The organism is Neosynechococcus sphagnicola sy1, from assembly GCF_000775285.1.
In the GTDB taxonomy this organism is placed as follows: domain Bacteria; phylum Cyanobacteriota; class Cyanobacteriia; order Neosynechococcales; family Neosynechococcaceae; genus Neosynechococcus; species Neosynechococcus sphagnicola.
On sequence record NZ_JJML01000024.1, the window covers coordinates 57,642 to 70,883 of the forward strand.

Below are 13,242 nucleotides of genomic sequence, written 5' to 3' on the forward strand. Positions count from 1 at the left end.
CGGTTGCACTCTAGGGGATCAACTCTCAGCAGATTCTGGGACGGTATGACCATCTATTTCTATAAAGCAGAAGCGGCCTACGGTTGTTTTTCCAACTTTTCCCTCCATGGTATTTATCTTCAGGGGCAATACTGGCCCACGGTGGAGCATTACTATCAGGCACAAAAGTTTGTCGGGACTCCAGACGTTGCCATGACGGCAGTGATTCAGTTAGCTCCCACGCCGATGAAAGCTGCCGCATTGGGGCGCGATCGCGATCGCTGTATTCGGAGTGATTGGGAGCAGGTGAAGTATCCGATCATGTGTCAGGCAGTACTGACCAAGTTTCTCTGCCATCCCGAAATTCAAGGGGTTTTGCTGGCAACAGGAGAGGTAGAATTAGTGGAAAACTCACCGACGGATTACTACTGGGGTTGCGGAGCCGATCGCACAGGACAAAACCAGCTGGGTAACATCCTGATGGGAGTTCGCCAAGAAATTCGAGAGCGCTTACTGCTGGGCTGTCAGCCCTAAATTGGAAACAGCCACTTCATCTCTAGCTTGTAACTCCTAAAGAAGGGTATTTTCCGTCCATCTTGCTACTCAATAGATCAGCAGATTTCCCTGGGGACAGTTGTAGCTGAAAAGCTCAGAAACCTTGTTGTTCTGACCTCAAACGCCATTGACTTGATGTTACAGTTGGGTGCGATCAATGCTCAGATATTTTATGGATGCGTACCCCGTTGTTAGCAAAGAATGGTTTCTTCAGTCAGACTTAGGGATGCACTCCAGACCTCAAGCACTGGGCTTAAAGAATTACCGAGTGCCAGTGGGGGGCGGTGATGGCTGCCTTCGCCCCTATCAACTATGACAGCAGGAGTCAGCAAATGAATCATAAACGGGCATTAATTTCTGGCATTACGGGTCAGGATGGTGCTTATCTAGCGGAATTTCTGCTAGATAAAGGCTACGAAGTTCACGGGATCAAGCGTCGAGCCTCACTATTCAATACCGATCGCATCGACCATCTGTACCAAGATCCCCACGTTGAGAATCGTCGCTTAGTGCTGCACTATGGGGATCTGACTGACTCCACGAACCTGATCCGCATTGTTCAGGATGTGCAGCCCGACGAAATTTATAACCTGGGTGCCCAGAGCCACGTTCAGGTCTCCTTTGAAAGCCCAGAATATACCGCGAATGCGGATGGGATTGGCACCCTACGCCTGCTAGAAGCCATGCGGATTCTGGGACTTGAGCATACAACCCGCTTCTATCAAGCTTCTACCTCTGAACTATACGGCCTGGTTCAGGAAATTCCCCAGACTGAGAAGACGCCATTTTATCCCCGCAGCCCCTACGCCGTCGCGAAGATGTACGCTTACTGGATCACAGTCAACTATCGAGAAGCCTACGGCATGTACGCCTGCAATGGCATCTTGTTTAACCATGAGTCGCCCCTGCGGGGAGAAACCTTTGTCACCCGCAAGATTACCCGTGCCTTATCGCGGATTAAACTAGGTCTGCAAGACTGTCTGTATCTGGGGAATTTAGATGCCCTCCGCGACTGGGGGCACGCCCGCGATTACGTTGAAATGCAATGGCTGATGTTACAACAGCAGCAGCCTGAGGATTTTGTCATTGCCACGGGTCAGCAGTACTCAGTCCGCCAGTTTGTCAGTCGTGCTGCCGATTATCTCGGCATCCCCCTAGACTGGCAAGGCGAGGGCATTGACACCCAGGGGGTGGATCGTCGCAGCGGTAAAACCATTGTTGCTGTGGATGGGCGTTACTTTCGTCCCACAGAAGTTGAAACCCTCCTCGGTGACCCCAGTAAAGCCAAGGAAAAACTCGGTTGGCAGCCCCAAACAAGTTTTGAGCAGTTAGTCGAAGAAATGGTAATCGAAGATTTGAAATTGGCGGAGCGGGATGCTCTGATTTAAAAAAGCGGGATATAAAGCGTTTGATCATCACGAATAATAGTTTACAGATGACGACAACAACGGAGGGCTCGGATGGAACGGCATTCACGGATCTTTGTTGCAGGTCATCGAGGTCTGGTGGGGGGGACAATTGTTCGTGATTTGCAACAGCGTGGCTATACCCAATTACTCACGGCCAGAAGGGATGAACTGGATCTAACCCGTCAAGCCTCGGTGGATCGGTGGATGGCACAACAGCAACCCGAGTATATTTTCTTGGCTGCCGCAAAGGTTGGAGGAATTTATGCAAATAATACCTATCCAGCGGATTTTATTCGTGACAACCTGCAAATTCAGACCCATATAATTGATGCTGCCTACCGCTATGGGTGCAGTAAACTATTGTTCTTAGGGTCTAGCTGTATCTATCCGAAGTTTGCCCCCCAACCGATGCCAGAAGATTGTCTGCTAACGGGGGCACTGGAACCGACCAATGAGTGGTATGCCATTGCCAAAATCGCCGGCATTAAAATGTGTCAGGCATACCGTCAGCAGTATGGTTTCGATGCAATTTGCTTGATGCCAACAAATCTCTACGGCCCTGGGGACAATTTTCATCCCCAGAATAGTCATGTTCTCCCGGCTCTCCTGCGCCGCTTTCAGGAAGCAGCAGAGAGTGCTGCTCCAACGGTAGTCTGCTGGGGGACGGGTGAGCCTCGGCGGGAATTTCTCTATGTTGAGGACTTAGCGGATGCCTGTCACTTTCTGATGCAGTCCTACAGTAGTCCTGATATTGTCAATGTTGGGGTTGGCTCCGATATTTCTATCCGCGAACTGGCAGCGTTGGTTGGGCAGACCGTTGGCTACAAGGGTGCAATTCTCTGGGACAGCAGTAAGCCCGATGGTACCGCCCGAAAACTGATGGATGTATCTCGCCTCAAGGGGTTGGGCTGGCAGGCGCAAACCTCTTTAGCAGAAGGGTTACGCCGCACCCACAACTGGTTTTTGAGCCATCGTCAACAGGAAGCTCGGCTCTAAAATTGTGGGGTAATAGGAGGTTCTACCCCTTTACCAGCTAGTTTCAGCGGGTTGACCAAACAGATGGCTTCCCGGCAGTGTTTGATCGGACTCAAACCAGAACTGTCTGACTAATTCTAAAAACAGAGCCTTTGACATCCCCAGCGTGGAAGCATCGCCCGCCGCTGCACTGTCAAGCAATTGGGTAAAGTTAGCGGCTACCCAGTCCCCTCCCTTGCAGTATGCATCGGCATAATCCTGGACATCCGCAAGGGAGAGATAGCCATCTCCATCCAGATCTAAAATATCGAAAAAGCCCCCTGCGGCCTTGGCGATGAAAGCAATGCCTTCTGAAGGGTGAGCGGCCATCTGCTTAGCAAGCTGCTCGTGTCCCTGAATGAATTCATTGGGAGTCACCTTACCGTCATGGTCAAGATCGCGGCGGGTGTTCTCCCAGTTATAGGTTCGAGCCAGCAGATCAAACAATTCCTGATAGTCCGGTGTCGCTTCTGGAAACTTCCGTTGGGCGATCAGCTTTGCTACCTCTAGGAGATCAGTTTCGTATTCGACAACGCCATCGCTGTTGCGATCCATAAATCGGAAGAGTCTCAGGAACCTTTCTGAGAGGCTCGTTGGCAGCATATTCCAGTCTCTTGAGAATTTTCCATCATTTTACCGCTTACCTGTGATGCTCGGAGAACAGGCTCTGACCATCGCCCTTTCTGATCACAAAAACCTACTAAGTTGAAGGAGGAGACCTGGGTGTACTCCCGGTCAACCGGAGTTGCCAATGGTTAGAGTCGGGTACCAGAAGCGGCGGCAGACGGGAGCCTCATAAAACCTCATAAAACCTCATAAAAGATGTGTTCAGGCAGGGAAAGCATGGATGCCTCTGCGCAGCTGCTCGGTTTCACCATGGGCACTTAAGAGGGCAGCTAACTTACGGCGCATCAACATTCCCGGCTTATCCGTGGAGATGTGCACCTCTGCCCGCAGATCCAGGGGGGCATCGTAGTTCGTTGCTTCTAGCACGGCTCGATCTTCGTTCAGCACGCGGCGTTCAAAGGCGATCGCATCCGCTGCGGGGGTATCTGCCTCGGTGTCATTACGGAAGTAAAACCGCACCACCTGGGTTTGGTCATCGGTAATTGGGGTCGCATACATCACCACGGTATGGATCAGCCCATTGGGCAAGGTCATCTGAGCATACATCCCAAAGGGTAAATACCAGTCAACTTGGCGCTTTAACTGGATGCTGGAGTCGCTGATGTGGACACTCTTTTGCAGTCGCTCGTTGTTGTGGGTGTAGAGGGGCGACTCGAAATAAATGCCTCGCTCCGTCTCCTGGAGGTCGTCGTAGGGCAGCGGCACCGGATTTAGGCGATCGCCGAGGGAACCATTGTGGACAAAATGATGGTGCCCGTGGTCGAAGGCATTTTCCATCAGGCGGAGTCCGCCGCAATTCCAGACCTCGTAAAAGGCGTGAATGATCCGATAGTTGGGATCATGGGCTTCCGAAAAATCAGGAATTACATCCAGTGGCGCTTCGCTGAGGCAAACCCAGACATAACCGTAGCGTTCCTCACAGGGATAGCTGCCCACCCGGTAACTCTCGGGGATGGGGCTTTGGGGCTGCTGGGGTACCACCACACATTGACCGTTGGGGGCAAATTGCCAACCGTGATAGGGACAGCGAATATTGCCATCGACCACGATACCTCGGGAGAGTTTGGACTGCCGATGGCAGCAGGAGTCATAAACCGCCGCAGGTTTACCATTTTGATCCAGCCAGATCACCAGTGGTTCACCGAGCAGGGTAAAGGGCTGCGGCCCTGCGTCTAGATAGCTAAGGGGAATGACCGGATACCAAAATCGGCGGAGGACGGGCTGAGCAGTGGCGAGCATGGCAGGTTTGGGATTGATCTAGCTGGCTAGTAGTGATTCTATACCAGTTAATTGAAACGAACATCTTCCCATTATCTTGCTAATGCGTCGGCGTGGGTTGCACCCTTTCCAGACCTACGATTGCCTAGGTCTCTAGAAGCTTTGCGGACAGGATAAACTGAAGGGGTAGGATAATGACTTTGCGTTACATCAAGTAGTACCCAATGTTGCCTATCAATCGCCGCAGAGAATACCTGTATCATAGCCGATCAACTTTCGGCGGTTGATCTATGATGGTTCTGGTAGAGTGCATTGATTCAGTCAAACTGGTTGTGTACTGCGAGTTCAATCTATATTGCCATCGCCCTTTGACGATTTCAACCCGTAGAGCCTATAAATTGCTACCACAATCTCTAAGCACAGCTTCGTCCCTTGTCTGCAAATCGCAGGGAGCGTAACGACTCAAATCAGCGGCGGCAGTTCCCTTTCGCAATGCATTGGCGATGTTCGTCCGTCCGCTGCATTTGAATTGTTGGACTGCTTATGCTACGACTATTGCAGCGTTTTTTATCAGGTGATGTTGGCTCAAAATGTAAAACCATTATTTGCTCTGGTCGTAACCCTAACGACTCGTAGGTTCGCCCGTTGCGATCGCTGAACTCAACTTCAAACGCCGTGCCATTTGCTAATATCTCAACCACAGTCCCTACCTGACCTCGCCACAGGTTGTATTGAGGTAGATCAACCGTCAAAGCCACAACATCCAACAACTTGGCTGTACTATTCATCAGATTACCTCCACTCACTACAGGGGATAACAGGTCGTTAATCTTGGAATCTCCGAGCCATGCTCGATGATCCAGCCACTCCGTAGGATTCCACTTCTATTTTGCCATTCGATTGTGAAATCTAAGGTGTAGCGTTGACCAAACGCGTCTTGCCTCCCCAGATTGGCTTCTTGACCTTTAGAGGATGTTTTAAAAGGGTCGTCTTGAGCCTCAAATACGACTCAGTGGTGCAATCTAAAATCCATAAACCCTGATTCTGTCGTAGCGGTCTCTAGGTGGTCTGAGTGGTTGGATACACCCAGGAAGACTTTTAAAACATCCTCTTAACGACCTCCAACAGAATTTGACGCAATTCTTCGGCATTATCAGTAGTCATCCCAAGAATTGAGGAAAAAAGCCGAGCTTTGTGTTTCCCATCGTCGTGTTCTGGATTTAGGCAATAGTCACGAAGTTTACGAATATCAACCACAGCTTTTTCGGCATTTGGAATGGGCATAGAAGGAACGCTACTGATGAGCGATCTCAAGGTTATCTCGAAACCAGATAATTCTTGAAACTACCTTGGTGCTTTACGCCAACCGTTGGAGATCGCCTCTGACTCTGAGCAAAACCATCTCTCTCCAGTTACTGGATCAATAACAGTTGACTTGTAATCTTGCATACCTGGAAGGTGATACAACTTGTTTCCTGCCTCAATTGAAATATTGCCTTTAATCACACAACCGGGCTGCGTAATAGACGTGATTGGCGAGGGAGAACGGCTACGACTAAACTGCATTGTAATCAAAGCGATGGCAGCTAGAATGACAACACCAACAAAAGTTTCGAGCAAACTACCTTTTCTGTTTTTCCTTTTAGTAGGCAAAGGTTGAGGTACAACACCTTTAATAGAGGCTCTGGCAGCACGTATCTTACCATCAGGCTCAGCAACTTTCTCGTATAGGATCGTGTCTCCAACCTTTGGACGAAGACTTGCACCTTTCAGCGCACTGATATGCAAAAAAACTTCTTTTACACCATTATCTGGCTTAATGAAACCAAAGCCTCTGTCATCCTTCCAAGTTGTTAGTTGCCCCTTCTGTAAAGCAGGTTTCATGCAATAGCCTCATGGTGATACCCATTTTGTAGTTTGCCCAAACGCAATCGCCTCACCAACACCCTCAAAACCGTGCCACACAGACAATCTCAAAGCAGGTTAGTCTTTGATGCCCATAGGTAATATTGCTGTACCGTCCCAACCGGGATATGAAGCAGCCCAACGACCAAATTGAGCGACAGCAAACAACCTTGAACTTCCACATCGGCAGCTTGCATCTGTCCACTCCAATGATTTGTTAGCTGAGAGACACACCGATCACTCCCCAACTAAGCCTCACAAATCGCCTCCTGAGCGTTTTCGGATGAGCGATCGCCCTTTGACGATTTCAACCCGTAGTACCTACAAATCTCTACGACCAGCGATCGCCCTTTGACGATATCAACCCGTAGAGTCTATAAATCCCGACCAAAATCTGTAAGTACAGCCTACTCCGTTGTCTGCAAATTGCAGGACGTGTAACATAGTCGTCAGCGTCTTGAAATTCCCAAGGAAAAACACGTGTGACTACGTGTTTGTAACCGAGGTAAACGCAATTCGGTAGGTAGACTAGTTGAACGAAGGGAGAAGATTCAAATTCTTTCTTAATAAAACACTCTCCGGGTGATGGCAAAAGCCAAGGTAATAAACCAAAGCCAGAAAACTGATGATTAACTATTTCTTCGAGGTTTTTTATCGCCTCTAGGGCAAGCTGTCGATCGTTAAGCTCGGTTGTTAAATTGAAGTGAAGTGCGTTGTTCCGCTTCTCATTTAAGAGCCGGAAGCTTATTGTTGCCTCGGCCGTTAGAACACCCCACTCCGCCAAGGTGTCGATTACAAGCGGCCAATAATCGAAGGACTTTTTTCGGTAGACCATTTTGTACACAGGGTGACTTTTGTAGCAATCTCGTAACCCAATGATGAGGTGGTTAAGAATGCGCTCACCTAGAGCACAAGCGGCGGTTAGCGCTGGATAGTATTGGCCGAAAACAAACGCATGCCGGGATTGAGAAAGAAATCGATTATGATAGGCGACAACGGAAAACGGCTTCGGTCCAAGCGCCTTAAAATTTTCAAGCTTTGCGTCAAAACTATCTTCTCCGTACTCGGCCCTAAGCCGAGCAATTGTTCGCTCTTGGTTCTGAAGGTGCAATTCTTTGACATGATCCTCCCAGTGCTGCTGAATAGGATCAAACGTGAGAGCTCTGCTATCAAAATCAATGACGATGACGCGGTACCGTTTCATTGGGCGCTAACGTTCCAGTTCAGCCGCTGCCAGCAACCTTTCCATCGTCACCAAGATCTCCCTTCAGTCCGCTCCAACCGGGTTCTTAGGCTGCTGACGCTGCGCAACCTGGAGCAGTAGTCGCAGTGCTTCATTTACAGATGTATCAGTCGGGAAAGCTTTGGCAATATCAGGATCTAAGAGAACCAAATTGGTTCCTGCTCGATATCTTTCAACATACTTGCCTCTGACCCCTCCCGCCATTTTGGAGAAGTCGTATTCAGAACGTAGTTCATCTTCTAGCTCCTCAACTTCCTTCTTCATAAAACCTCTTTTCTTGGCGAGTAGCTCCTCGGGCACTGATAATTGCACTGATAATTCGAGTTAAGTTTATATATTCTGTTATAGCCACATTTGGCTACAACAGTTGTAGCGATCCATCCTCCATTGATGCGACCAATTCTGCCAACCATTCCTGCATACTGGCATACTCAATCGGGCGATCCTCATCTGCTTTCCAGAATGCCACCAGCTTACCAGGCTGAGAGCCATTCACCACAGTCACGTCCAAGCAAAGGTGACTGCCGCCACCATTGTCCAAAAACGGTATCCAGGAGAAGTGCCACCATCCCGGACGGTCAAAATCACACCCGACGAAATTATCCATGATCTGCTTCGACGAGGTGACGTCCTCCAAGCTCATGAACATGCGGTTTCCCTGCAACGATTTGAAGTAGTCATGCTGCTGTCCATTGCGCCAGCGGTAGAGCTGGCGGAATTCAGTTGGCAACGTCAACGCGAATCGCTCCTCAAAGGCATCCAGTTGGGCATCGGTGACACCGAGCTGGAGTTTGGCGTAGTAGTCGGGTCGATGAGCTGCAAGCCATCGACCCATCCGCTCGATCCATGCTTGCATGATCGGATTCGGGGTGGTTTCAATTGTCCGCACAATTATTCTAGGGGCTTGGGCTTCTTCAATGACAAATTTGCTAGTTAAACACCTCAACGCTTTCATAATCACAGCAGAGCCGCTAAATCTTTGCTTAGCCTCTTGAAGAAGGTGCCATATCTCCTCTCGATCATGTTTTCTATAGGATACGTTCCAGGGATCAGGCTGCCAACGCCACTTTTGAGCCAATAGAAACTCATTTACTGCCCATAGTTCTAAAACTTCATTGGACATTTCTACTAGCGATCCATCATAAATTTCTGTGGCGATCGCACCTTCTGCAAATAGACGATCGCCCAAGGCTGCTACTGGTTCAACCGATGGCGGTATATTTTGTGCGATCGTATCCCAGACAGTCTGACAAATCAGGGTGGGGACTACAATTTGTCCATTCAATTCCACGCTGTTAGTGAGCAGACATTCAACGAGTTCACCGCTACTCCGGTTTATGTCAAGGTCGTCAGGATAGGACGAATCCTCCTCACTGCGAGTAAGGTTACCTGCCTGCTGTTGAGCAAGAAAGAATTTACAGATTAGATCCCTGTTGGCACTCTCTTTTCTCTCCTCGGAGGGATACAGCCCCTTAAGCGGTAACGCTATGGGAAAGTAGAGATCGTTATCACGATCGACTTGTAAGCAGATCACGATAACAGCACCATCAATTGCTAGGCTGACTCCGGTAATGTCACACCTGTATTGGTCAAATTCCATGACATCATCTCCGGTAGTTAACCTGTCTCGGATCTGGCTTGATAGAATTATAACCAAGTGCAATATTCATCGTCATCGCTGTAGTCCTGTGCTTCAAGATAAGTAGAGAGGAGAGCCCACTCTTGCTCGTTTAAGCTACCTTGAAGCAGTTCAAGCTGAGTGAATCGGGTAAGTAAAAGCTAACGATTAGCAATCAGGGTTTCAAGCTGTTGGCGAATCTGCCCACTGCGATCGCGGAAGACGCTGATCCAAACAGATGTATCAATCAGCAACATGACGAGTTCCGCGCAGAGCCTTGTGATCAAAGTCTGGAACCAACTGGATTTGCCCCGCAAGGTCGAGAAGGCTTTTCTTACGGCGAGATCTCACGAATTCTTGAAGAGCAAGATTTACCAGTTCTTCTTGGGTGGTGAGGTTAGTCATCTGAAAGGCTTCGTTGAGGAGCGATTCATCAAGGTTAAGGGTAATTTGCATAGATATGGATATTGGATTGAAGTATGCACAATTATTCTCTTCACATTTTAACCTGATAGATGAACACCCCACTTCTAGGCATATCTTTGTTAGTTAGCTCTGAAGCCTTAAATTACTTGTTTTGGCGCAATGCCCTTTCAAATCGCTCCGCCAAAATAACGGTTATAAAAGGCTCTAAAAATCCTCGAAAAAATGGAATTGAGCGCATCATAGATAATGACATAAGCGTTGGATCAACTGATTTATTAAGAATTCCTAGAATTGCACTTTCTGCGGCTTTACGAGTATACGAGCGACAGACAACATTCGCATTTTTCATATATACCTCGATTAATTCAGACGTGTTATTTACAGAAATCAACTCAAGGTAAACACGAACCCCTGGAATCAATAGCTCAATGTTCAAATCGAGTTCGCCATTCTGACGCTGTAACTCACTAATTTTCCCAAAGCCGACTTCAGGCTCAGTCTTGAGGCTGTAACCAACAATCTTGGCATTATTATCTAGCCGTATCAGAACTGGGTGATTTCCAACCGCTTGGTTTCCTGAATTGAAAACTTCAAGATTGAACAGAAAAACAGATGTTGCCTGCTATGCCGCATATTTCACTTCTAATTTACTGCGAATCGTATCTGCAAATGTCAACAATGAAAATGCGTCGTTAATAACGCAATCAATTCGTCTAACTCGGCTTGTCTTTTGCTAGATGAAGATGGATGCTGCTGCGGTTATTGCTGCTCCAACAACCGCACCAATAATTGCCGCAACTGTAGGATTTTCATGCCAACTCATCTATATGTATTACTCCTCATTAAGTGAGCAAGACTGTCCAGCTAACGCGCCGCTCCACTGGCGCGTTAGGCGTTACGTTTTCTCCTTCGACGTCCAATTCGATACTAGACACGCCAAATATTCTTGAAATGATTTGTGTATGACGGGCGATTCTACCGATGGACTCCAAGTGATCACAGGATATCCTTCGGGGTCCCCCGGTATCTCCGGTATGCACAAGCAATCGAGCTGTTCATCGAATCCGAGCGTAAGGCCTACGTAGCTAGTTGGGATCTTTCGCGTTCTTCGCCTGCGTCTCCAGTAACTATTTATTCGGATGATGTGACTAGGTGATTGAAAATCTGGTCCGAGGCTTGCGAACAGGCAATGAAATTTGTCGCTGGTTTTTGCCAAGTTCGTAAGCGTAGTGGGCAAAGCTGTCTGAAAATGCTCTTCTATCCTTTTAATGCTGTCCGGGTCAGGACGCGGATGTCTCGGAAAGCAGTCGACCAGACAACGGTCAAAAGTGGCAAAGAGGTCATCCATGGGATAAGTGACGCCTAACGGCTGAATTCAGCGGCGGCAACGATACTCTGCATCTCCGAAAGGATGTCCATACCGTCCGCTGCAACCGAATTGTTAGACCACTGCATTTAGAGAGGGTAGCCAGGGAATATCTGTAACGCCTGGTTCATAACCAAGTTGTTTGATTAGTGTTGTGATCTGTCCTCGATGATGAGTTTGATGATTGAACATATGTGTCACCAAAATCGAGGCAGGTAGCACACGGCGTTTTCCGTCTACGTTGCTTGTGTACTCAAATGGTTGTCTGAGCCACAATGGATCAAGCTTTATAGACCATTCTAAAATTTGCTGATCCATCTTCTCTCTCTCTACTCTTAGCTCTTCAAAATCCGCATATAGTTCCTGCCCGATCGCTGCGACTGAGAATGAGTTGTTGGTAAAACGTCCCATCCATGCCTTGTCGCCATAGAGTAAGTGATTCAATGTTCCATGAATAGACTTAAAGAAAGCACCAAGATCTTGTTTACGTTTTTCGTCAGGAATCATTAAACAAACCGAATACAGGCTCTGATTCATCCAGCAATTATACTCAGCCATTAGTTGGTAGTAGCTACCGTTATACATACTCATCAACTTCAACCAAAATACCTAGCAAACCTGTAATTCTCAATTCTAAGCGATCGGCTTCTGCTCGACCACGACGCTCATCAATCAACAGCAAATCAGCATTGAGTTCCAGGGCAAGAGCGATCGCTTCAGATTCACCCGGATCTAACCTCGCCTCATTTTGAAGCAGTTGAACAACGCTGAGGTCGGTCACTTGTCTAACTTGAAGCCAAGCAGCAGATTGCGCTTCAAGCGTTCCAGGAACAGGGGGATCGATATCTGCGAGTTCCCGATCCACCGCTTCAGGAACGGTGACTTGACTGTAGAGTTGTGGCAGAAGGGGCAAGTTTGAATGGCGGCTAGATTCGTGATTACTGATGTATCGCTAATGACAATCACAGTGTATCGCTAATGACAATCACAGTCGCCCCAACTCCCGTAGGTTTTTCAAGTCCAGCTCAAAATCCTCCACATCGTAGGAGTAGAGGGGAATATGGCGCTGTTTGAGGAGTTGACGAAAGGCATTGGATGTCATCTCTGCGAGTTGACTCGCATAACCCAGGGTTAAACGAGCGGTTTGAAACAAGTGTAATGCGATTTCTTGGCGAAACTCGCTCGGGGTAAGCCGAGACGCTTGCAGGATTTCGTCTGAAATGATGACACTCACAGTAGGATGACCTCGTCAGGTGTAATTTTAGGGTGACTTTCCTCTATTGCTCACGCTGCTTTAACCATTGTCGCATTGAGACTGATCAGGACTTTATGTAATACGTCAATATCAAGGTTTCCGGGCGCGTGAGCAAACGAGCGGTATATCTGGTTTTGGGCGTCAACCGCGAGGGCAACAAGGAACTGTTGGGATTGTGGATTGGAGAAGCTGAAGCTGAAGGAGCCAAGTTCTGGCTGAAAGTGCTAACGGACTTGAAGAACCGGGGGCTGAAGGACATCTTGATTGCCTGCTGCGACGGGCTGGTGGGCTTTCCCCAGGCAATCGAGGCACTGTATCCCAAAACTCAAGTTCAGCTATGTATCGTGCATCTGATTCGCAATTGCCTGCGCTACGTTCCTTGGAAGGATGCTAAAGCGGTAGCGGCAGACCTGAAGCCAATCTATCAAGCCACCACGCTTGAGGAGGCCGAAGCAGCCCTAGATGCGTTTTCAACCAAATGGGATGCCCTTTATCCGGCGATTAGCCAGATTTGGATTCGGCATTGGGACAACGTCATTCCCATCTTTGATGATCCAATGGATATTCGCAAAGTCATCTACACCACCAATGCCATTGAGTCGCTCAATCGCTCATTGCGCAAGGTAA

At 48.4% G+C, this 13,242-nt stretch carries 12 protein-coding genes and 7 pseudogenes; 4 read left to right on the forward strand and 15 right to left on the reverse strand.

Annotation, left to right across the window (positions count from 1 at the left end; translation table 11 throughout):
• Positions 1-45 precede the first annotated feature (45 nt).
• From DO97_RS11475 to fcl, 3 genes and pseudogenes are all read left to right on the forward strand, one after another.
• Positions 46-513, forward strand: coding sequence for an NADAR family protein (locus DO97_RS11475; protein ID WP_036533494.1), 468 nt, complete (start codon positions 46-48; stop codon positions 511-513).
• Positions 514-866: 353 nt separating this feature from the next.
• Positions 867-1,959, forward strand: a pseudogene (gmd, locus tag DO97_RS11480) (GDP-mannose 4,6-dehydratase).
• Between the two features lie 35 nt (positions 1,960-1,994).
• Positions 1,995-2,939 (forward strand): GDP-L-fucose synthase, encoded by a 945-nt coding sequence (gene fcl / locus DO97_RS11485; protein ID WP_036533496.1) that lies wholly within the window; start codon positions 1,995-1,997, stop codon positions 2,937-2,939.
• A 30-nt stretch (positions 2,940-2,969) separates the two neighbouring features.
• On the opposite strand, the gene DO97_RS11490 is transcribed toward fcl, so the two are convergent.
• From DO97_RS11490 to DO97_RS11545, 15 genes and pseudogenes are all read right to left on the reverse strand, one after another.
• The gene (locus tag DO97_RS11490; RefSeq protein ID WP_239651668.1) at positions 2,970-3,512 is read right to left on the reverse strand and encodes an EF-hand domain-containing protein; all 543 of its coding nucleotides are present in this window, start codon (positions 3,510-3,512) and stop codon (positions 2,970-2,972) included.
• A 273-nt stretch (positions 3,513-3,785) separates the two neighbouring features.
• Positions 3,786-4,823 (reverse strand): aromatic ring-hydroxylating dioxygenase subunit alpha, encoded by a 1,038-nt coding sequence (locus DO97_RS11495; protein WP_036533500.1) that lies wholly within the window; start codon positions 4,821-4,823, stop codon positions 3,786-3,788.
• A 542-nt stretch (positions 4,824-5,365) separates the two neighbouring features.
• Positions 5,366-5,590: pseudogene (locus DO97_RS22205) on the reverse strand (DUF4926 domain-containing protein); the annotation flags it as partial.
• Between the two features lie 17 nt (positions 5,591-5,607).
• A pseudogene (locus DO97_RS29270) lies at positions 5,608-5,763 on the reverse strand (DUF6883 domain-containing protein); the annotation flags it as partial.
• Between the two features lie 144 nt (positions 5,764-5,907).
• Positions 5,908-6,086, reverse strand: a pseudogene (locus DO97_RS29275) (DUF6883 domain-containing protein); the annotation flags it as partial.
• 60 nt (positions 6,087-6,146) lie between these two features.
• A complete protein-coding gene (locus DO97_RS11505; RefSeq protein ID WP_036533504.1) occupies positions 6,147-6,686 on the reverse strand; it encodes a cold shock domain-containing protein in 540 nt (179 codons plus the stop codon).
• 352 nt (positions 6,687-7,038) lie between these two features.
• Positions 7,039-7,911, reverse strand: a complete 873-nt coding sequence (locus DO97_RS11510) for a hypothetical protein (RefSeq protein ID WP_052128647.1) — start codon at positions 7,909-7,911, stop codon at positions 7,039-7,041.
• A gap of 63 nt (positions 7,912-7,974) precedes the next feature.
• The gene (locus DO97_RS11515; protein ID WP_036533532.1) at positions 7,975-8,214 is read right to left on the reverse strand and encodes a hypothetical protein; all 240 of its coding nucleotides are present in this window, start codon (positions 8,212-8,214) and stop codon (positions 7,975-7,977) included.
• A 94-nt stretch (positions 8,215-8,308) separates the two neighbouring features.
• Positions 8,309-9,241: an SMI1/KNR4 family protein gene (locus DO97_RS21030; RefSeq protein ID WP_204368589.1), complete on the reverse strand. Its 933-nt coding sequence runs from the start codon at positions 9,239-9,241 to the stop codon at positions 8,309-8,311.
• Between the two features lie 389 nt (positions 9,242-9,630).
• Positions 9,631-9,825 (reverse strand): annotated as a pseudogene (locus DO97_RS31150) (PIN domain-containing protein); the annotation flags it as partial.
• A complete protein-coding gene (locus DO97_RS22210) occupies positions 9,812-10,024 on the reverse strand; it encodes a type II toxin-antitoxin system VapB family antitoxin (protein ID WP_072016429.1) in 213 nt (70 codons plus the stop codon). The pseudogene DO97_RS31150 and the gene DO97_RS22210, both read right to left, overlap by 14 nt.
• A 112-nt stretch (positions 10,025-10,136) precedes the next feature.
• A complete protein-coding gene (locus DO97_RS25105; protein ID WP_204368590.1) occupies positions 10,137-10,430 on the reverse strand; it encodes a hypothetical protein in 294 nt (97 codons plus the stop codon).
• Positions 10,431-11,435: 1,005 nt separating this feature from the next.
• Positions 11,436-11,945 (reverse strand): DinB family protein, encoded by a 510-nt coding sequence (locus tag DO97_RS11535; RefSeq protein ID WP_036533508.1) that lies wholly within the window; start codon positions 11,943-11,945, stop codon positions 11,436-11,438.
• Between the two features lie 10 nt (positions 11,946-11,955).
• Positions 11,956-12,326 (reverse strand): annotated as a pseudogene (locus DO97_RS11540) (PIN domain-containing protein); the annotation flags it as partial.
• A gap of 19 nt (positions 12,327-12,345) precedes the next feature.
• Positions 12,346-12,594, reverse strand: coding sequence for a UPF0175 family protein (locus DO97_RS11545; RefSeq protein WP_036533510.1), 249 nt, complete (start codon positions 12,592-12,594; stop codon positions 12,346-12,348).
• 104 nt (positions 12,595-12,698) lie between these two features.
• Here DO97_RS11545 and DO97_RS11550 point away from each other — a divergent pair.
• Positions 12,699-13,242 (forward strand): annotated as a pseudogene (locus DO97_RS11550) (IS256 family transposase); the annotation flags it as partial.

Excerpts from the sequence above, each read along its gene's own strand:
- DO97_RS11475 (WP_036533494.1), top strand. The coding sequence starts at position 46 with ATGACCATCTATTTCTATAAAGCAGAAGCGGCCTACGGTTGTTTTTCC.
- fcl (WP_036533496.1), top strand. The coding sequence starts at position 1,995 with ATGGAACGGCATTCACGGATCTTTGTTGCAGGTCATCGAGGTCTGGTG.
- DO97_RS11490 (WP_239651668.1), bottom strand. The coding sequence starts at position 3,512 with ATGGATCGCAACAGCGATGGCGTTGTCGAATACGAAACTGATCTCCTA.
- DO97_RS11495 (WP_036533500.1), bottom strand. The coding sequence starts at position 4,823 with ATGCTCGCCACTGCTCAGCCCGTCCTCCGCCGATTTTGGTATCCGGTC.
- DO97_RS11505 (WP_036533504.1), bottom strand. The coding sequence starts at position 6,686 with ATGAAACCTGCTTTACAGAAGGGGCAACTAACAACTTGGAAGGATGAC.
- DO97_RS11510 (WP_052128647.1), bottom strand. The coding sequence starts at position 7,911 with ATGAAACGGTACCGCGTCATCGTCATTGATTTTGATAGCAGAGCTCTC.
- DO97_RS11515 (WP_036533532.1), bottom strand. The coding sequence starts at position 8,214 with ATGAAGAAGGAAGTTGAGGAGCTAGAAGATGAACTACGTTCTGAATAC.
- DO97_RS22210 (WP_072016429.1), bottom strand. The coding sequence starts at position 10,024 with ATGCAAATTACCCTTAACCTTGATGAATCGCTCCTCAACGAAGCCTTT.
- DO97_RS11535 (WP_036533508.1), bottom strand. The coding sequence starts at position 11,945 with ATGTATAACGGTAGCTACTACCAACTAATGGCTGAGTATAATTGCTGG.